Origin of the sequence: Pseudoalteromonas aquimarina, assembly GCF_049257255.1 — a bacterium.
Classification (GTDB): domain Bacteria; phylum Pseudomonadota; class Gammaproteobacteria; order Enterobacterales; family Alteromonadaceae; genus Pseudoalteromonas.
The window spans coordinates 115,411-135,080 of sequence record NZ_JBMMUG010000009.1; the positions used below are offsets into that span (position 1 = coordinate 115,411).

The 19,670-nt window shown below is 38.0% G+C and carries 15 protein-coding genes and 1 tRNA gene; 14 read left to right on the plus strand and 2 right to left on the minus strand.

Annotated elements, in window-relative coordinates:
- The first annotated feature begins 28 nt into the window (after positions 1-28).
- The 8 genes from murC to AAEU29_RS19480 all read left to right on the plus strand — a co-directional run bounded on the left by murC (position 29) and on the right by AAEU29_RS19480 (position 10,420).
- Complete coding sequence (murC, locus tag AAEU29_RS19445) at positions 29-1,438, plus strand: UDP-N-acetylmuramate--L-alanine ligase (protein ID WP_421974904.1); 1,410 nt, start codon at positions 29-31, stop codon at positions 1,436-1,438.
- Entirely contained in the window at positions 1,435-2,349 is a 915-nt protein-coding gene (locus AAEU29_RS19450) for a D-alanine--D-alanine ligase (RefSeq protein ID WP_421974862.1), read from the plus strand. Before murC ends, AAEU29_RS19450 begins: the two co-directional genes overlap by 4 nt.
- The gene (locus AAEU29_RS19455) at positions 2,350-3,138 is read left to right on the plus strand and encodes a cell division protein FtsQ/DivIB (protein ID WP_421974863.1); all 789 of its coding nucleotides are present in this window, start codon (positions 2,350-2,352) and stop codon (positions 3,136-3,138) included.
- 7 nt (positions 3,139-3,145) lie between these two features.
- Positions 3,146-4,378: a cell division protein FtsA gene (ftsA, locus tag AAEU29_RS19460; protein WP_421974864.1), complete on the plus strand. Its 1,233-nt coding sequence runs from the start codon at positions 3,146-3,148 to the stop codon at positions 4,376-4,378.
- Positions 4,379-4,426: 48 nt separating this feature from the next.
- Entirely contained in the window at positions 4,427-5,650 is a 1,224-nt protein-coding gene (ftsZ, locus tag AAEU29_RS19465) for a cell division protein FtsZ (RefSeq protein ID WP_421974865.1), read from the plus strand.
- Between the two features lie 92 nt (positions 5,651-5,742).
- A complete protein-coding gene (gene lpxC, locus AAEU29_RS19470) occupies positions 5,743-6,654 on the plus strand; it encodes a UDP-3-O-acyl-N-acetylglucosamine deacetylase (RefSeq protein ID WP_421974866.1) in 912 nt (303 codons plus the stop codon).
- A gap of 250 nt (positions 6,655-6,904) precedes the next feature.
- Positions 6,905-9,835, plus strand: coding sequence for an immunoglobulin-like domain-containing protein (locus AAEU29_RS19475; RefSeq protein ID WP_421974867.1), 2,931 nt, complete (start codon positions 6,905-6,907; stop codon positions 9,833-9,835).
- Positions 9,836-9,844: 9 nt separating this feature from the next.
- Positions 9,845-10,420 (plus strand): hypothetical protein, encoded by a 576-nt coding sequence (locus AAEU29_RS19480; RefSeq protein WP_421974868.1) that lies wholly within the window; start codon positions 9,845-9,847, stop codon positions 10,418-10,420.
- 183 nt (positions 10,421-10,603) lie between these two features.
- Here the strand turns inward: AAEU29_RS19480 and AAEU29_RS19485 are convergent.
- A tRNA-His gene (locus AAEU29_RS19485) sits at positions 10,604-10,679 on the minus strand.
- Positions 10,680-10,819: 140 nt separating this feature from the next.
- On the opposite strand from AAEU29_RS19485, the gene AAEU29_RS19490 reads away from it, so the two are divergent.
- The 3 genes from AAEU29_RS19490 (at position 10,820) to AAEU29_RS19500 (ending at position 12,886) form a co-directional block, all read left to right on the plus strand.
- Complete coding sequence (locus AAEU29_RS19490; RefSeq protein WP_421974869.1) at positions 10,820-11,179, plus strand: YbaN family protein; 360 nt, start codon at positions 10,820-10,822, stop codon at positions 11,177-11,179.
- Between the two features lie 99 nt (positions 11,180-11,278).
- Positions 11,279-12,100, plus strand: a complete 822-nt coding sequence (locus AAEU29_RS19495) for a mechanosensitive ion channel family protein (RefSeq protein ID WP_421974870.1) — start codon at positions 11,279-11,281, stop codon at positions 12,098-12,100.
- A gap of 12 nt (positions 12,101-12,112) precedes the next feature.
- Positions 12,113-12,886, plus strand: coding sequence for a DUF481 domain-containing protein (locus AAEU29_RS19500; RefSeq protein ID WP_421974871.1), 774 nt, complete (start codon positions 12,113-12,115; stop codon positions 12,884-12,886).
- Positions 12,887-12,917: 31 nt separating this feature from the next.
- Here the strand turns inward: AAEU29_RS19500 and AAEU29_RS19505 are convergent, their stop codons facing one another.
- Complete coding sequence (locus AAEU29_RS19505; RefSeq protein WP_421974872.1) at positions 12,918-14,144, minus strand: glycosyltransferase family 4 protein; 1,227 nt, start codon at positions 14,142-14,144, stop codon at positions 12,918-12,920.
- A gap of 184 nt (positions 14,145-14,328) precedes the next feature.
- On the opposite strand from AAEU29_RS19505, the gene AAEU29_RS19510 reads away from it, so the two are divergent.
- The 3 genes from AAEU29_RS19510 (at position 14,329) to wecB (ending at position 19,663) form a co-directional block, all read left to right on the plus strand.
- Positions 14,329-17,028, plus strand: a complete 2,700-nt coding sequence (locus AAEU29_RS19510; protein ID WP_421974873.1) for an SLBB domain-containing protein — start codon at positions 14,329-14,331, stop codon at positions 17,026-17,028.
- Positions 17,029-17,466: 438 nt separating this feature from the next.
- A complete protein-coding gene (locus AAEU29_RS19515) occupies positions 17,467-18,594 on the plus strand; it encodes a glycosyltransferase family 4 protein (RefSeq protein ID WP_421974874.1) in 1,128 nt (375 codons plus the stop codon).
- Positions 18,587-19,663 (plus strand): non-hydrolyzing UDP-N-acetylglucosamine 2-epimerase, encoded by a 1,077-nt coding sequence (gene wecB / locus AAEU29_RS19520; RefSeq protein ID WP_421974875.1) that lies wholly within the window; start codon positions 18,587-18,589, stop codon positions 19,661-19,663. Before AAEU29_RS19515 ends, wecB begins: the two co-directional genes overlap by 8 nt.
- Positions 19,664-19,670: the final 7 nt, after the last annotated feature.

The window sequence follows — 19,670 nt, forward strand, 5'->3', positions numbered from 1 at the left end:
CGCATTGAAAAAAGATAATTTACCTGCCATGAGACGAATTAACACTATCCATTTTATTGGGATTGGTGGTGCAGGTATGGGTGGCATAGCTGAAGTATTATTACATTTAGGTTATTCAATCACTGGTTCTGATATTAACCGTGGTGCAATGACTGAACGTTTAAGTGCTGCTGGTGCGACCGTATTTATTGGTCACCGCGAAGAAAATGTAGAGAACGCAGATGTGGTTGTTGTTTCAAGTGCGATTGACGATAGCAACCCAGAAATTACCTGTGCCAAAGAAAAGCATATTCCAATTGTTCGCCGTGCTGAAATGCTTGCAGAGTTAATGCGTTTCAGGCAGGGCATTGCCGTAGCGGGTACCCATGGTAAAACAACTACAACCAGTTTAGTAGCGAGTATTTTTGCAAAAGCAGAGCTTGATCCTACGTTTGTGATTGGTGGTTTATTAAATAGTGCAGGCACTAATGCCAAGCTTGGTAGTGGTCAATATTTGATTGCTGAAGCGGATGAAAGTGATGCAAGCTTTTTGCACCTAAACCCGATGATTAGTGTGATTACAAATATTGAAGCTGACCACATGGATACTTATCAAGGTGACTTTGAAAATATGAAAGACACCTATATTGAGTTTATTCATAATCTACCATTTTATGGCCTAGCTGTAGCTTGTATAGACGACTCTGTTGTGCGTGAATTATTACCGCGATTTAGCCGCAAGTTTGTGTCTTACGGTGAGTCTGATGATGCAGATTATCAATTAATTAATTTCTCTCAATCGGCAAGTAGTAGCGCTTTTAAAGTTGTGCTGCCTAATGGAGAGTCACTTGAAATAACGCTGAACTTACCGGGTAAACACAATGCGTTAAATGCGACAGCTGCAATTGCTGTTGCGTACGAAGAAGGTATTGATGAAAGTGCTATTAAAGTTGCGCTTAAAGAGTTTGAAGGTATAGGCCGACGTTTTCAACATTATGGTGAATTCAATAATGATGTTGGCTCAATAATGTTAGTCGATGACTATGGCCATCACCCATCTGAAGTTGCTGCAACAATTAAAGCCGCAAAGCAAGGGTGGCCTGATAAACGTTTAGTAATGGCTTATCAGCCTCATCGTTTTACTCGTACACGAGATCTATACGAAGAATTTGTTGATGTACTAAGCCAAGTAGATGAATTGTTGCTACTTGAAGTTTACGCTGCAGGTGAAGAGCCAATTGTTGGTGCTGACAGTAAAAGTTTGTGCCGAAGTTTAAGGCAACGTGGTAAAGAGCCAAGATATGTTGCAACACCAAATGAGCTTTTTACAGCACTTGCAGATGCGGTAAAAGACAATGACTTAGTGTTAACGCAAGGGGCCGGTAATATTGGTCAATTGGTCAAACAAATAGCAGAAACAGAAATGAATATAACTAAGCTAAAGCAGGTAGCACAATGACCCAAAAGCAGTATGGTAAAGTCGCCGTTTTATTAGGTGGTAATTCAGCAGAGCGAGAAGTGTCGCTCAATTCTGGAAGTGCCATCTTAAATGCTTTGTTAGCAAATGGAGTGGATGCGATTGCATTCGACCCAAAAGAAAGAGAGCTCGCTGAGTTAAAAACGCTTGGCATTGATCGCGTATTTATCGCGTTGCACGGTCGTGGTGGTGAAGATGGCACAATTCAAGGTGCGCTTGAATTTATGGGTCTACCTTATACCGGAAGTGGTGTGCTTGGCAGTGCCCTAGCTATGGATAAAGTACGTTGTAAGCAGCTATTTATTGCTAATAACCTACCAACCGCGAAATTTACCACGGTCAAAAAGGGTGAAGATTATAATACGCAAGAAATCATTGCTGAATTTGGTGCCGTGATGGTTAAGCCAAGTCATGAAGGTTCGAGTATCGGCATGGCGAAAGCAAGTTCTGCAGAAGAGTTAAATAGCGCGCTTGAAAATGCGTTTACATTTGATGATGAGGTATTGTTAGAGCAGTGGATTACTGGTTCTGAATACACCGTGAGCATGCTGAATAACCAAGCTCTATCTGTGATCGAAATGCGTACGCCGCGTGGTTTTTATGATTACGAGGCAAAATATAAAGCTTCGACCACAAGTTATCATTGTCCTGCGGACTTAGCGTCAACTGAAACGGAGTACTTACAAGGTATTGCAACCCAAGCATTTGCCCTCGTTGGCGCCAAAGATTGGGGGCGTGTTGATGCTATGCGTGATGAAAATGGTCAATTTTACCTTTTAGAAGTAAATACAGTGCCAGGCATGACAGAAAAATCATTAGTGCCAATGGCTGCGAAAGATTCCGGCAGAAGTTTTGCCCAGTTGGTATTAGAAATCTTGGATTCGACACTATAAATGAAAGAAAAACTGCTCACAGCTACAGATTTAGTAAAACGATTGGTTGCTGCAACCAATTGGTCTTTGCTATTTGGTGTGAGCTTTTTTGTTTTAACTTTATTTGTTACTTGGCAAGGGGTAAACGCATTAACTGATTACTTAGCAACGGAAAAAAATAGTAAGTTGAGCAAAGTATTGGTACATGGCGAGCCTGTCTATACAAGTGAGCAAGCTATTGTTGCTAAGATTAAGTCACTAAAAGTTAAAACGTTTTTTGATGTTGATGTAAACCAAGTACAAGAGAAGTTATTAGAGCTTCCTTGGGTTGCCAGTGTATCAGTACGTAAACAATGGCCTGACACATTACGAGTATATGTTACCGAGCATCAAGCTGTGGCAATTTGGAACCAAGATTTACTGTTAAATACACAGGGTGATATTTTTCAAGCACCAGCGGAGCAGTTTTTTAGTAAGCTACCCATGTTGTATGGCCCCGAAGGTAGTGAAAATGAAGCGTGGAAGACATTCAAAACTTTCAAAGAATTGCTAGCGCTAAATGAATTTAAGCTTCGAAGCTTGGCTTTATCTGAACGTTTTTCGTGGCAGTTATGGCTCGAAAGTGGTGTGAAATTGAATTTAGGGCGTAAAGATATTGCGCTCAGAGTACAGCGGTTTATCGATTTATATCCGGAGATAAAAAACTCATCGGATAAAGAGGTAGAGTCGATAGATTTAAGGTATGATACGGGATTGGCTGTAAGTTGGCTGCAGCCCACCGAACAGCAAACTAAAAATAATAAGGTATAACTAGGGTATGACCAAGGCAGTTGAACGTAATCTCATAATCGGCTTAGATGTTGGTACATCTAAAGTGGTTGCTGTTGTTGGGGAAGTAACGCCTGATAATCAGTTGAGTATTGTTGGTGTTGGCAGTCAGAACGCTAAAGGCATGGATAAAGGTGGTGTAAACGATCTAAATCTTGTCTCTGAATCAATTCAGCGTGCACTAGATGAAGCTGAACTGATGGCGGATTGTCGTATTAGCTCGGTTTACCTTGGTATTTCCGGCAAACATATCCAATGCCAAAATGAAAATGGTGTAGTGGCGATTAACAATGCTGAAATTACCCATGATGATATTGATAATGTCATTCATATTGCTAAGTCAGTGCCTATTTCAGCTGAACGAAAAATGCTGCACGCGTTGCCGCAAGAATATACTGTGGATATGCAAGAAGGTATTCGTAACCCGCTAGGTATGAGTGGTGTACGAATGGAAGCTCGCGCTCACATTATTACGTGCTCAAACGACATGGCAAAAAACATTGAAAAATGTGTTGAGCGATGCGGTTTACATGTTGATCAGTTTATTTTTTCTGCACTTGCATCAGGCGATTCAGTATTAACCGAAGATGAACGAGAACTCGGTGTAGCCGTTGTTGATATTGGTGGCGGTACTATGGATATCACTATCTATACACATGGCTCCTTACGCCATTCAGCAGTATTACCTGTTGCGGGAAATCAAGTTACAGGCGATATTGCGAAAATATTTCGTACACCCATCTCGCATGCTGAAGCAATTAAAGTACAATATGCCAGCGCGCTAAGTCGCTTAGCGAGTCAAGAAGACAGTATTGAAGTACCAAGTGTGGGTGGCAGACCTGCACGAATCATGTCGCGTCATACGTTATCGGAAGTTGTAGAGCCGCGCATGAGAGAGATTTTTGAGTTGGCGATGAATGAGATTCGTCGCTCAGGTTTAGAAGAACAAATAGCTGCAGGCATCGTGTTAACTGGCGGTACAGCCAAAATGCAAGGTGTTGTTGAAGTAGCAGAAGAGATTTTCCAAATGCCAGTGCGCGTTGGTCAACCGGTAGGGATCGCTGGGCTTACTGATTATGTGAATGATCCGTCATTCGCAACTTCAGTTGGATTGTTGCAGTATGGGCGAACTATGCAGCATAGCCAGAGCAACCGCACCACAGAATCTGGTAATGGAAATTGGTGGAGCCGTTTGACAAAATGGTTTCAAGGGGAGTTTTAAGCTTTTACCTTTTGAGTTTTCAATTGGTAGTTAGTCGGAGAGTTAAACATGTTTGATTTAATGGAACAACACGGTGAAGAAGCCGTAATTAAAGTAATCGGTGTTGGCGGTGGCGGTGGTAACGCTGTTGAACACATGGTTAAAAAACAAATTGAAGGCGTTAAATTTATTGCAGCCAATACAGATGCACAAGCGTTACGTAAGTCATCTGCAGATGTAACAGTGCAATTAGGTACGCAAATTACGCAAGGTTTAGGTGCTGGGGCAAATCCAGAAGTGGGCCGTGACTCAGCCGAGGAAGATGCTGATACGATCCGTAATAGCCTAGAAGGTGCGGATATGATTTTTATCGCTGCAGGTATGGGCGGTGGTACTGGTACAGGTGCTGCACCTGTGGTTGCGCGTATCGCCAAAGAAATGGGAATTTTAACTGTTGCTGTTGTAACTCGCCCTTTTGAATTTGAAGGTAAGAAACGTGCAGCTGCAGCTGAAGATGGTATCAATGAGCTTTCTCAGCATGTTGATTCATTAATTACAATTCCTAACAATAAATTACTAAAAGTTTTAGGTAAAGGTACGACATTATTAGACGCATTCGCAAAAGCAAATGATGTGCTATTTGGTGCGGTACAAGGTATTGCAGAATTAATCACACGCTCTGGTCTAATCAACGTGGATTTCGCCGACGTTCGTACAGTTATGTCGGCAATGGGCACTGCAATGATGGGTACTGCGTCAGCAAAAGGCCCTGATCGTGCTCAAGAAGCAGCAGAAGCAGCAATCTCAAGCCCATTACTTGAAGATGTCGATTTAACAGGTGCTAAAGGTATTCTTGTTAATATCACCGCAGGTATGGACATTGCGATTGAAGAATTTGAGACAGTGGGTAACCACGTTAAAGCGCTTGCTTCTGAAAACGCAACAGTTGTAGTGGGTGCAGTTATTGATCCAGACATGTCTGAAGAGTTACGTGTAACTGTAGTTGCAACAGGTTTAGGTGGTGAGCGTAAGCCACAATTTGGCATCGTAGGTACTGATTTCCAAAAGGTGTCAGGCTCAGATACAAATCAAGTTAGCAACATCAAAACAAGCAGCACGGCTACACCTGGTGTGTTTGTACCAAGTTTTGCGCAATCAGGCAGTGTTGATGCACCTGAGACAGTTGAACCAAGTGTTCAATCTGAAGTCAAAGAAAACGCATCGCTTGATAAAAAGCAAGATAAAGCAGATTACTTTGATGTACCTACTTTCTTGCGTAATCAAGCAGACTAATTGCGCGATTGTTTAAATATTATGCATAATTTGGCAGCTGGTCTTATCTGTGGTAAGATCGCCGCCCAATTTAACGAATAAGTGGATAGCCTATGATAAAGCAGCGTACCATAACTGAAAAAGTCAGTGCCGTAGGTGTTGGATTACATAAGGGTGAAAAGGTATCTATCACTCTCCGACCTGCTAGTGCGAATACGGGGATCGTATTTCGCCGAGTAGACCTTGATCCTGTTGTTGATTTTGAAACAACACCTGAAGCTGTGGGCGATACTCAATTATGTACATGCTTAATCAATAAAGATGGCGTTCGCTTATCGACAACTGAGCATTTAATTGCGGCAATTGCTGCGTTAGGCTTGGATAATCTAATTGTTGAATTAGATAGCCCTGAAGTTCCAATTATGGATGGTAGTTCATTGCCATTTATCTACCTTATTCAAAAAGCAGGTATTGAAGAACAAAATGCCGCGAAGCGTTTTGTTCGTATTACCGAAAAAGTGCGTGTTGAAGACGGCGATAAATGGGCTGAAATTGAACCTTACGATGGTTTTCATATCGATTTTGAAATTGCGTTTAACCACCCTGCAATTAATGAAAGCCGTCAACGTATTGGTTTAGATATTACAGCGAAAAACTTTATTGAGCAGATAAGCCGTGCACGTACCTTTGGTTTTATGCGTGATATCGAATATATGCACGCTAATAACTTAGCATTAGGCGGTAGCATGGATAACGCAGTAGTGCTTGATGACTTTAAAGTGCTTAACCCTGATGGTTTACGTTACCCAGATGAGTTTGTAAAACACAAAATCTTAGACTGTGTTGGCGATCTGTTTATGACGGGTCATAACCTGTTAGGTAAAGTAACTGCATACAAATCTGGTCACGACCTTAACAACAAGCTACTGCGTAAATTGATGGCGACTGAAACAGCATGGGAATGGGCAACATTCGAAGAGACTGTTACCATGGCTGCGCCAGGTTTAGAAACTGCAAAAGCATAATAGTTTAAAACATAAATATGAAAGCGCGACTTAGGTCGCGTTTTTTGTTTATTTTTCAGAATACGCTATTTTCTAGCAAAAATGTTTCTCTTATAAAAAATGAACCTTACTCAATTAATTGCTCTCTTTCTTGATTTAATAAACACAGTGACCTAATTTTTATACTCAATTCCTTACATTAAGTACGGATTACCTCTCTTTTTATTTAAAAATCGGAAATCGCCTCGCTGTATTAGGCATGGAGAACGCTATGTTACAGTCAATCAAGTTGTTTCTTTTGTTAAGTTTTTTACTTTTAACAGGTTGTGGGGGAGGAAGTTCCGGTAGTGATTCAGAACCTCCTGAAGTGAGTGATACTCAACCACCCGTAATAACTATTAGTGGTGAGAACCCCACAAGCATAGGTTATAACAAGACTTATGAAGATGCTGGTGCTACAGCAAACGATGATGTAGATGGTAGTGTAACTATTGTCGTGACAAGTGATGTGGATACTTCAACAATAGGCTCTTATACAGTTACTTACGCAGCCACAGATAAAGCTGGGAACTCAGCAACAGCAAGCCGAACAGTTAATGTGATTGATGATGTTGCGCCAAATTTGTCATTATCGTCAAATCTAAACCTTGAAATATTACAAGGTAGCGTATTTATTCAGCCCAGTGCAGTTGCAAATGACGAGATTGATGGAGTTATAAATGTTACTGTGACTGGTAGCGTAGATACTGCAACTATTGGAACTTATCAACTTACTTATTCCGCGGTTGACAGTAGTGGCAATGAAACAGAAGCTATTTTAAATGTCGAAGTTGTGGGGCAACCAACTAATGTTGACATTACTTACTTTGGCGATGGAACTATTGATGCCAATCAAGCCATGAGCTGCAGTGATTTTAAACTATGTACTATTAAAGCAAACGTTGGCGATATGTTGCAAGTAACCGCAACTCCGAGTCCTGGAAGTAAATTAGCTTTGTGGGAGGGGTGTGATACGGTAAACGGCAACGTATGTCATTTAAAGGTTACGCAAGAATCACTATTAGATGCTACATTTTCTTCTGAAAACCCAATGCAAATAAATAGTGATGTTATTCATCTATCAGAAGCTCAAATAAGACAAATAACTGATTATACTGAAAATGGAGTTATTACCTTTGATCGTACAATGGACATTACCAGTTTCGAAGTTGGTAAGATCCTTGTTTCCACCGGTATCTATTTAGCAGCAGGCGACCCAAATAATGTCGAAATTTATTTTGCTAGACGAATTCGCCAAATTATTTCCTTACCAGGTTCATCAATAATAATAGAAACAACTGAAGCATCACTTGCTGATATTATAGATGAAGGTACCTTGAGTTTTGATGCTGAGTTAGGTGCAGATAATGTTGATATTTCACGCTTAACAAGCGGTATAACGCTTGATAAAGCCCGTATTGAGCAAATGAATATGGCTGCTGGCTATAATAGCGTTAACAATGTTATTAATAGCGTTAACAATGTTATTCCATTTCAAATAGATGTAAAAGTGGGTGATATGACGGTAAAAGGATCTGTTGATTTATCAATAGACCCTGATCTTGATGTTGATTTTTCAATAGTGAATATAATTGATGAGTTTAAATTTCATACACGGGTAAATACCACATCCAATATCTCCGTATTAGTAGGTGCATCTGGCGAAAAGTTATTTGAAGATGAATTGCCGCTTGGTAAACCAATCTATTTTTCTCCAGTTGTGATTGGTCCTGTAATCTTTTTACCTAAGCTGCAGTTTTTCTTGCAATCGTCGGTGGATGTTGACTTTGGCTGGGAGCCTAAAGTGACGGTAGTTGGTCGAATGGTTGGTGGTGCTCATTATATTCATGGTAAAGGATGGCATAAATATAGCCAAAAAACAGGCTCAGTTTCAGCTAATGTGCTCACCCCTGAAAACGTCACGGCTAAAATTTCCGCTTCAGCAGGGCCAGGTGCAGAACTCGGATTGTATTTGTACGGCTTAGTAGGTCCTAAATTAGGTGTGGTAGGTTCTGGTGGAGTAGAGGCTTTTTATGTTCCAAATTCTAGTGCCTGTAAAATAGACTTTAATTTAATTTATAAGGCTTCGGGTAAGTTTGCTGGTGAGTTTAAATTATTAAGTAAAAAACTCAAATATGAGGCAAAACTATTTGAAGTATCTAAAATTAAAGAGCGATTTAGTCGTGATTGCCCAGCAAATAAGCCTGATAAACCCATCATAACCGAAATAACAGATATAACTGATTCAAGTGTTAAAGTGAACTGGAAAACTAACAGTGAAGACCCTTCATTACTCTATCGGGTACTTAGAGATTATGTAGACTTAGGTATTGAAACCTCAAATATGAGTTTTGTTGATAATGGTTTAGCACCAGATACAACTTATTGTTATAACATAGTAGCAGTTAATAATAGCCCTGAGCATTCAGAACCATCTGATGAGATGTGCGTAAAAACTGAAGCTGAAGATTTAACCGCACCGAATACTCCCTCATTATTAAGCGCAACTGCAGTTAGTTCAAGAAGTATTGAATTATCCTGGGCGCAGCAAAATGATGCCGATGCATTTATTGTGTATGAAATTGGGCAGTCGGGTAATTATATTGCTCAAGAACAAGTAACTACCTCTAATGCAGTTGTTGGAGGACTTGTGGCCGATACAGAGTATTGCTTTGCGGTGACGGCTATTGATGCAAATGGCAATGAATCGGACTTCACATCGCAAGCTTGTGCTACAACAAAAACAGCTGAAGAAGCTGTATGGGATATCTTTATTGCTTGTGTTGGACGAGATTACCAAGTAACTGCGAAGTTAGACTTAGATGAAGAATACTCGAGTGCAGTATCAGTTGTTGGTACTGGTAATGATTACGGCGGCACAGCATTGGCATTCAACCTTTATGGTATATATGGAGCTGACACCGGCATACTCAATGCTGATATAAATTGGACGTTTGAAGGCTCTTCTAGTGTAAGAAAAGAACGCTTCTCGGCTAATTTATCAACTGGCGACTCGGGGGATGTACCTATGGAATTTGTTGTCGATAATGGTGGTTGTGATGCTGTGATCCGATTTATAAAAGATCAACCAATGCAAAATGGCGTCTTACCTGCTCCAAGTTGGCCTATGATTGATAATAATCAAACCTTGTTAGGATATTAATGAGTTAACGTGTTTTATTCAATCAATAATAATCGGGGCTTAAATAAAGCCCCGACGACTTTACTGCTTGAAGGAGGGCCTAGCATACAAACCCATACCTTCTCTGTAGTCAAAAATAAATTACATATAAAGCCATTACTTAGCACTTATGCGATAGCTATATTTTTAATGTTATTAGGTGTGTCTCTTGTGCTGGTAAATAGTTACTTCTACTTTACAGAGTGGATTACTGACTATTTATGGTTGATAGCTCTAGGTATTGTTGTAGTAGGAACAGCCTTATTTTTTAGCCGCTATTTATACATAGTGATCATAAACCTACATAGTAAGCAAGTCACTAGATATGATCATTTATTCTTTAAAAGAATCTTACCGGAAAACTTACTATCCCAAAATGTAATAGGTTTTCAAGTACTAAAAAAAGAAATCTCTAAAGGTAGGGATAGGGTGACAATACCAGTTTATGAAGTGAATTTAGTATTGCAAGATTATTCACGACTATTGCTGTTTCATATAAAAGTGTCAGGTAAAGCTGAAACATTAATAGAAGAATTTAAAAAAATATCTCAATTAGCTCGGTTATGAATTGAGTTGAGGTTCCACTTAATGGGTTTAAGTCGATTAAACTATCCATATATCCCCAAAAATTCACAGTAAATGAACGAGAAAATTGTTATGAAATTATTGAAAATCAGATGCAATTAGTTGTGTGAATAAGGTACATTTCGTGAAAATATAGAGTTCAAAAATAGTTTTTTTGAAAAGAAGTGGGGCGACTGACGAGACTTGAACTCGCGACAACCGGAATCACAATCCAGGGCTCTACCAACTGAGCTACAGCCGCCACAAAAAGAAATACACCTTGTTTGGTGTGGCGCGCATAATACATAAAAAATCTTGCAATGGGAAGAGTTATGTTATGCTTTTACTAAATAATTTATTTTAAATGGCCTTATGGTGATAAAAGCAACTGTAATCCGTTCAATGTGGTTAGCTATTGGTTTGTTAAGTCTATCGTTGGGAATTCTTGGGGTGTTTTTGCCTTTGTTACCTACTACGCCTTTTGTTTTACTTTCAGCTTTTTGCTTTTCGAAGTCTTCCTCTCGGTTACATTTGTGGCTGTTAAATCATAAGTTGTTTGGACATTTAATAAGTGATTGGGAAAAGCATGGTGTTATACGTACTAAGGTAAAAATCATCGCTACTTGCTCTATGTTGTTACTGGTTTCTTACCCGTTGGTTTTTATGCCTTTCGCTAATTGGTTAAAAGCGATTGTAATTATAAGTATTGTATCCGTGCTTGCATTTATTTGGAGCAGACCATCAAGTCCTAAAAAAATATGAATTAAAATATTTACTTGCCGTAAATTGTAAGTGACGTTATTTCCAAAAGACTTTATAATTCTGAAAATTACCTAAATCAACAACAAAGGATGGATACATATGGACTCTGCAGTTAAGTGGTTAAACGAAAACTCTGACATGCTTTTACATTATGGTTTGCAAGCGATTGTAGCGGTAGTTATTTTCCTTGTGGGCATACGTGTAGCCAAAATGGCTGAAAAGCTAACTAAAAAGGCGATAGAAAAACGTAAAGTAGATAAAGCAGTTGGTTCTTTTCTAGCAAATATTGTTTACGCATTAGTATTTGCGGCAACAGTGTTGATGGCACTTTCGCAAGTGGGTATTGAAACAACGTCATTTATAGCAATTTTAGGTGCTGCAGGCTTAGCGGTTGGTTTAGCATTGCAAGGCTCACTGTCAAACTTTGCATCAGGCGTATTGATTATTATTTTACGTCCATTCAAATCGGGTGAATTTATCGAAGCTGCAGGACATTCAGGTAGCGTATCAAAAATTGAGATTTTCTCGACAGAATTATTAACGCCTGATAATAAAACAATCATCGTTCCTAACTCAGCTATTATGGGTGGTGCTATTGTTAACTACAGTCGTCAGGAAAGACGTCGTGTAGATATCATGGTAGGTGTAAGTTACGACTCGTGCCTAAAGCAAACTCGAGAAGTACTTGAAAATGTTATTAAATCAAATGATAAAGTGCTAAAAGATCCTGAGTTTTTCATCGGTGTACACTCTTTGGGCGATTCAAGTGTTAACTTTGTAACACGTTCATGGGCAAAAACTGAAGATTATTGGGCAGTGTATTTCTACCTACAAGAAAACTTTAAGCTAGCTCTGGATGAAGCAGATATTACAATTCCTTTCCCGCAAATGGATGTGCATTTAAACAAAATTAGCGAGTAATAGGCTCTTATAATGAAATTAAAATATTTAGCGTCTCTAATGGCATTGACACTTACTAATGTAGCTATTGCTGAAGATAAAGCATGGGAAGCAAGTAGTGAGCTAGGTGCTATTATCACCAGTGGTAATACAGAAACGACAACGTTTAAGTTTGGTGCAAATGCTAAACATGATATTGGTCAGTGGACTAACGAATATAAACTGAATGCACTTTACAAAGAAGATGAAGTAACTTTAGAAAGTGGTTTAAAAGAAACGCAGCGCACGAATGAAAAATACGGCGCTGCAATTCAAGCAAACTACAATCTAGGGGAAAAACATTCGCACTTATTCGTTGGTTTAACGCATGATAGTGATTACTTTGGTGCATACCGACACGAAACAGTATTATCAGGCGGTTATGGTTTCCGTTTAATTGATGAATTGAATATGACTTTGGGCTTTGATTTTGGTCCTGGTTATAAGTATTTTCAATACTCTGAAAAAAATAATGATTTTTTCAAAGACGGTCGCCCAAAAGCGGGTGAGAGTGATGATGAGTGGATTGCATTAGCGAAAGCTGATTTTAGCTGGACAATTAATGATAATGCTAAATTTACTCAGGGAATCAAAGTTGAATCAGGTAGCACGAATACCAAAAGCATTTCTGAAACAGCGCTATTAACTAAAATTAATGGCTCACTGCAGATGAAAGTTGGTTTTAATGTTACTCACAACTCAGATGTAGATGCCGATAAAGTAAATACAGATACAGAAACTGTGCTGACTTTAGTATATAGCTTTTAATTTCTAGCTTAACAAAATTGTAAAAGAGCGTTTAACGCTCTTTTTTTACATCTAATAATACTTGTTTAAATTTTTGATATAACTTATCTCGGGAAAAGTCATTATGACTTAGTTCGTAACAAGCCGATTGGGCTCTAGAGTACTCTTCTGAGTTGTTTAGAAGATTGCTGAGCATTTCTATAGACTTATCAAAATCATTTGAAAGCACTAAACCGCATTTAGTCTTTTCTATAAACTCCTTTTGCCAGCCACCATAATTTATCGCAATGGGGGTTTGTGATGCTAAAGCATCGAAAAGTTTATTTGCTGAATTGTGCCACATTTCTTCAACTGGACCGAATAAGCTTAAACATAAATCAGCTTCTCGATAGAGATACTTAACTTGTTCTTTAGCTATAGGGTCGAGAATGTATAAATTTTTGTTGTGTACCCCTAGCGATTTTGCTTTTGTAATCACTTCTTCTTTTTGCATGCCATTACCAATAGCTACAAAACATAAATTCGGATGCCTTTCGATAGCTGCTTTCGCTAGATCAACAATATAATCAACGCGATTTATTAACCCAAAAGTGCCTGCATAGACGATTAATTTTCGCCCATTAAGAAAGCTTAAATTATTATCTATAAAGTTTTGATTTGACGTTACCTCCTTGAATAACGCTATATCGCAACTATTTGGGATAACAGTAATGGAGTTTTCAGGAATTCCTTGCTTTTCCACACCACTTTTCATGCCTGGAGATAGTGCTATAACATGTTCAGAATTCTGGTAAATATACTTTTCAAAAGCATAAAGCATCTTGATGAGAAGTTTGTTCTTAATTGCTCCGACTGCAATTGGTAATTCAGGCCATAAGTCTCTCACTTCGAAAACCATAGGAACTTTTTTAAGTTTTTTATAAATAATCGCAGGGATACCAATTGTTAAAGGTGTGCTGGTGGCAAACAATACATCACATTTAATCGACAATGCTTTTGAAGAAGATACTAACGAGAATTTAATGAATTTAGCTATCCGTTTAATAAACGAATCTTTATTTGAGTAAGGCAAGTGGTAAACATGCAAAAGAATACCTTCGATATTTAATTCATTCCAGCCGGGTTTTAAAGAAAACTCTTGAGAATTCAAAAAAGCAGAAGATGTAACAAAAGTTACCTGGTGACCATCAGCCACAAGCCTTTTGGCAAACTCATAAGATCGAGTGCCGCCGTTACTTTTTGGGGTAGCAAAATATTGATGAAGATAAAGAATTTTCATTATATTGTTAACGTGTGGGTGAGTTTAGCTGGGGATTCTAGCTTAAAAGGCACTTTAGTACCTTAGTTTTCGATTTGATTGTCATTTTTTTTATATTTTTGGTATTATCTCGCGTCGATTTTCTATAACCACACTATCACTTTTTATTGTCATGTCAGGTTTAAACTTAGTCAGGGAGATATCAATGGCGCGTTTCTTATCGGTGTTTTTGGTGTATATGTTTGTCTTTTTTTCAGCTGGCACTTATGCGATCTCAAATCAACAAATGGCGGCATTTAAAAAGCTACCTGCTTCACAACAAGCAGCACTTGCCAAACAAATGGGGATCAACTTAAATGACTTAAAGCCAAGTGTAGCTAATACAAATAATACCTCGCAAATCGATTTTCAATCGCAAATAAAAGGCTATGAAGAAGAGCTCCCGCTTGCCACAGATTTCGACTCAAAATTTGAACCTCAGAAAGATACTTTATCTCTTTACGGAGCAGAAGTTTTTAACAATCCAGAATCGACATTATTAAGCCAAACAATTTCATCAGTTCCTTTTGATTATGTTTTGGCAATTGGTGATTCATTAAATATCAATTTATATGGCAAAGAATCTGAGTTTTATGAATTAGTCATAAATTCGAATGGAAAAATTATTATTCCAGGTATTACGCCTCTTGTTGTTGCTGGTCTCACTTTTTCACAAGCAACAGAAGTTATTACTTCTGCAATAAAACGTGAAAAAATTGGCATGCAGGTAACTGTTGCAATTGGACAGATACAACCTGTTAAAGTTTTTGTTGCAGGAGAGGTTAACTTTCCCGGTGATTATGTTCTGCCACCCTTTTCAAATGTAGTAAGCGCAATAAGCTTTGCTGGTGGGGTAAGCAATATAGCTTCATTAAGAAATATTACTATACGAAGAGGTAATCAAATCGTATCTAACTTCGATCTATACCAGTTATTACAAAAAGGGATTGCAAGTGGCAACACTATTCTTCGAACTGGGGATGTTGTTTTTATTCCATCAGCAGCCAAGCAGGTAAGTCTTTTCGGAGAGGTTAAGCGTCCTGCGATTTATGAATTAAAAAATGATGAGACGTATTTTGATGCTGTTCAATTTGCTGGGGGATTTTCGCCATCTGCATTCAAGAAAATTATTCGTGTTAAACAGCTTTCGGGTAGTGAAAATACTGTTATTAAGTCTATTGCACAAAATCAACTTGAAACGCTAATCCCAATTGATGGTGATGAGATATATATCGATAAGAAAAGTCAACAAGCATCTAATAGCGTAGCTTTGATTGGCGCAGTTTCTAGACCTGGTTTTTACCAATGGCATAAAGATCTATCTTTAGCACAATTATTTAGCACCAAAAATAATATTCTTTTACCAATTAGCGATTTAGGTTATGCACTTGTAGTTAGGGAGCAAAAAGAAAAAGTTGAAGTTTTTCAATTTGAACCTAAACAAGTCGAAAAAAATGACTTTAAATTAGTCAAGAATGACAAAATTATTATTTTTAGTCGTTTTGAATTAGAAAAGAATGAACGAGCTATGCTCGAAAATTATGCTTTATCACAACAAGATTTTGAATCTGAAGCAAGCTTGTATAAGTGGAATAATTATAAAAAACGATCTTTTGAACACTATATTAAACCGGAAGACGAACTTGTAGATAAAGCGGGAACACAAAATTTAAATAGAAAGGCTGAAATTGTTGAGTTACCAGAAGTATCAATTAAGTCTCCAATTTACATTGAAGAAATTTTTACTAATGAAACGCAAGAAAATTTACCTGAATTAGCGTTTTATAGCCGCACTAATTTGTTACCGAAATTGCTTCAACAGTTGGTGATGCAAAAAACAGGCGTTCAAGGTGCAAATATTGCAGAAATTTCGGGACGAGTAAAATACCCTGGTTTGTATCCTATTCCAGTTAATGGAAAAATATCAGATCTAATCAATGCAGCTGGGGGACTTATTGAAGGAGCTTATTTAGATCAAGCGGAGCTATCTCGTCAGTTTATGGTAAATGAATATTTATCAGTCAATAATATCGCAATAGATTTAGGTTCAATTTTGGCTGGTGATGTTGCCGCTGATATTCCATTGAAGGGAAGAGATTATCTTAACATTTTCCAAATACCTAATTGGCAGGAAAATATTTCAGTAACGCTTAATGGTGAAGTGAAGTTACCTGGTAAATATACTATTCGAAAAGGCGAAACCCTAAAGGATGTTATAGAACGTGCAGGCGGATTTAGTGAATTTGCTGATGTAGATGCAATTGTCTTTACAAGAGAGTCTTTGAGGCTAAAAGAACGTGAGCAGATTAGGCAATTAGCTGAGTCAATGAAAAAAGACTTAATAACCAATAATCTTAATTCTGAAAACAGTATTTTAGGAACTTCAAACACGTCTGGAATTGATAAATTAATTGATCAACTATCAGATATTGAAGCTGTTGGTCGTTTAGTAGTCGATGTAAATTCAGTACTTAATAATGAAATTAACCTCTTGTTGGAAGATAAAGATACTCTCTATATTCCTAGTAAAAAACAGTCAGTTAACGTGATTGGTGAAGTTTTTGTATCAACATCGCACTTGCATCAGGATAGTTTTACTGTAGATGATTACATCGGGTTAAGCGGTGGCATGAAAGATAAAGCGGCGACAGATAAAGTATTTATCGTCAAAGCAAGTGGTAAAGTTGTTATCCCTAGCAAAAACAGTTGGTTTGCTGTTGATACTGTTACATCACAGATTCAACCAGGAGATACTATTGTTGTTCCTCTTGATAGCCAATACAAAGATAATTTAACACTGTGGACACAAGTTACCCAGATCGTATATCAGTTAGGCGTTGCTGTTGCTGCAATTGGTAGTTTGTAATGCGATGTATTAATTCAACAGATGAAATAGTGCTTGGTGATATTTTTATAAGCGATTTGGAATAACAATACGCCTATTTTATTTTGACTAGTATTTCTGCAATGCTAATTGTCGTTTATGCGATAATGTTACTTAACAAGCATTAATTTAAGGTGATTACTTTACCTACAGAGTCTGAAGGTGTTTGTGGTCTATCTTCACAAGCTAATCAATTTTGGGGATTAGCATCTATTGAAGGTATCCTTATTTGCAGTTAATTCTTGGAGTCATGAAATAAGTGAGTATCAATTTGATAAAGATGTTTATGACGCTACTGCAAAAAAATGGATACGTTAAGTTGGTTTTCTACGAGTTGCTGAGCCTAGCTTGTTAGAGGCGTATCACAAAATGACCTCGGAATATTTAAATATCTAATTTTCATAAGGTTTTGCATTCTAAATGAATACTAATTCTGACAACAAAAAAGTAAAAGTTTGTCATTTATCTAGTGTACATCAAAGGTATGATACTCGTGTTTTCTTAAAGCAGCTGACGTATTTGAGTGAGTATTATGATACTCATTTTATAGTTGCAGATGGTCTGTCAGATGAAGTAAGAAACAATGTAAATATTATTGATGTTGGTAAGCGTAAAGGTCGGCTTGAACGTATTTTCAAATCGACTGATGATATATATAAAAAAGCCCTAGAGGTTGACGCCTCTATTTATCATATTCATGACCCTGAATTACTCCTTATTGCAAGAAAATTGCTTAGCAAGGGTTATAAGGTCGTTTTTGATGCACATGAGAATTTTTCTAAGCAGTTATTGTCTAAGCCTTACCTTAAGCCATGGCAAGGTAAATTACTATCAAAGTGTGCGAGCATGTTTGAGTCTTTTACGTTGCCTAAATTATCGGGATTAATAGCAGCAACGCCCTCAATTGCAAATAATCTCATGAAATATAACCAAGTTGCCACAGTTAATAATTTCCCAATGTTAAAAGAGTTACACTCTGAACAGTCTAATTGGGATGCTAAAAAACAGCAGGTTTGTTATGTCGGGGCGTTTGGAACTATTCGAGGCGCGAAAGAGCTATTTTCAGCTGCTGAACACTTTCCGCATGGAATAAATCTGAAAATAGCTGGTAATAGTTCAGAAACTTGGTGCCAACATTCACTTGAACGCGGCGATTTAAGCGGAGTGCAGTATCTGGGTTCTCTAAATCGCGAGCAGGTTAAGGAGCTATTGTCTGAATCAATGGCTGGCATTGTAACATTTTTGCCACTCCCAAATCATATAGATGCACAACCTAATAAAATGTTCGAGTATATGTCTGCTGGAATCCCGGTTATTTGTTCTAACTTTGAGCTTTGGCGAGATATTATTGAGAGCAATGAATGTGGATTGGTTGTGGATCCCGAAGACCCAGATGCAATTGCCCAAGCTATAGAAAAGCTTGTTTCTAACCCGGAATTAGCTGAGAGGTTGGGTAATAATGCACGTAAAGCTGTTACTGAAAAATACAACTGGGAAACTGAATTCAACTTTCTAAATGATTTTTACGAGGCGATATTAAATGATTAAAGTTGTAACTGTGATAGGCGCTCGGCCTCAATTTGTTAAAGCAGCTGTCGTCTCAAAGGCATTGGCGAAAACAGGCCTAATCGAGGAAAAAATTATTCATACTGGGCAGCACTTTGATGCAAATATGAGTGATATTTTCTTTGAGCAAATGGAAATACCCAAGCCTCATTATTCATTAGATATTAATTCTGGCGGGCATGGTGATATGACCGGCAAGATGTTAATTGAAATTGAAAAAGTACTAATAACAGAGCAGCCTGATTGGTTGCTTATTTATGGTGATACTAACTCGACTTTGGCTGGCGCATTGGCTGCATCAAAACTTCATATTAAAGTAGCGCATGTTGAAGCTGGATTACGAAGCTTTAATATGAGAATGCCTGAGGAAGTAAATCGTATTTTAGCAGATAGAGTAAGTGCGCTTCTGTTATGTCCGACTGACACTGCCAAATTAAACCTTTTCAATGAAGGTTATGACAAGATTGATACATCGATCGAAGTGTGTGGCGATGTGATGTATGACGCTGCGCTTTATTATTCTCAGAAAAAAAGTGATTCGCGCGAAGTTAATGGATTACTAAATAAAGGTACTCCCTTCATTCTCGCGACTATTCATCGCGCAGAGAATACAGATGATAAAATTCGCTTAGAAAATATATTCTCTGCATTTGAATCAATACATCAAGATGTTGAAGTAGTCCTTCCACTTCACCCGAGAACGCGCAACAAACTAGCTCAGTTCGATCTAAAACCCAATATTACGTTTGTAGAACCATTGGGTTATATAGAAATGCTTAAATTATTGAAGCATTGCGAGTTAGTGATTAGTGATAGTGGCGGTTTACAAAAAGAAGCATTTTTCTTTGATAAATATTGCATAACTGCGAGAGATGAAACTGAGTGGGTGGAGTTAGTTAATGCGAATGTAAACTTTTTAGTAGGGGCTAACAAAGAGCTATTGTTAGATAAATATGAAGAAGTTAAGACATTAGCGTTTCCCGCAGGTGTTGCAAAGTTTTATGGCTCAGGCGACGCTTCTGAAAAAATAGCTCAGATGTTGTTAAAATAGAGAATAG

What these genes read in the sequence shown, in the direction of transcription:
- murC (WP_421974904.1), top strand. Translation starts at nt 29, where the DNA reads ATGAGACGAATTAACACTATCCATTTTATTGGGATTGGTGGTGCAGGT.
- AAEU29_RS19450 (WP_421974862.1), top strand. Translation starts at nt 1,435, where the DNA reads ATGACCCAAAAGCAGTATGGTAAAGTCGCCGTTTTATTAGGTGGTAAT.
- AAEU29_RS19455 (WP_421974863.1), top strand. Translation starts at nt 2,350, where the DNA reads ATGAAAGAAAAACTGCTCACAGCTACAGATTTAGTAAAACGATTGGTT.
- ftsA (WP_421974864.1), top strand. Translation starts at nt 3,146, where the DNA reads ATGACCAAGGCAGTTGAACGTAATCTCATAATCGGCTTAGATGTTGGT.
- ftsZ (WP_421974865.1), top strand. Translation starts at nt 4,427, where the DNA reads ATGTTTGATTTAATGGAACAACACGGTGAAGAAGCCGTAATTAAAGTA.
- lpxC (WP_421974866.1), top strand. Translation starts at nt 5,743, where the DNA reads ATGATAAAGCAGCGTACCATAACTGAAAAAGTCAGTGCCGTAGGTGTT.
- AAEU29_RS19475 (WP_421974867.1), top strand. Translation starts at nt 6,905, where the DNA reads ATGTTACAGTCAATCAAGTTGTTTCTTTTGTTAAGTTTTTTACTTTTA.
- AAEU29_RS19490 (WP_421974869.1), top strand. Translation starts at nt 10,820, where the DNA reads ATGTGGTTAGCTATTGGTTTGTTAAGTCTATCGTTGGGAATTCTTGGG.
- AAEU29_RS19495 (WP_421974870.1), top strand. Translation starts at nt 11,279, where the DNA reads ATGGACTCTGCAGTTAAGTGGTTAAACGAAAACTCTGACATGCTTTTA.
- AAEU29_RS19500 (WP_421974871.1), top strand. Translation starts at nt 12,113, where the DNA reads ATGAAATTAAAATATTTAGCGTCTCTAATGGCATTGACACTTACTAAT.
- AAEU29_RS19505 (WP_421974872.1), bottom strand. Translation starts at nt 14,144, where the DNA reads ATGAAAATTCTTTATCTTCATCAATATTTTGCTACCCCAAAAAGTAAC.
- AAEU29_RS19510 (WP_421974873.1), top strand. Translation starts at nt 14,329, where the DNA reads ATGGCGCGTTTCTTATCGGTGTTTTTGGTGTATATGTTTGTCTTTTTT.
- AAEU29_RS19515 (WP_421974874.1), top strand. Translation starts at nt 17,467, where the DNA reads ATGAATACTAATTCTGACAACAAAAAAGTAAAAGTTTGTCATTTATCT.
- wecB (WP_421974875.1), top strand. Translation starts at nt 18,587, where the DNA reads ATGATTAAAGTTGTAACTGTGATAGGCGCTCGGCCTCAATTTGTTAAA.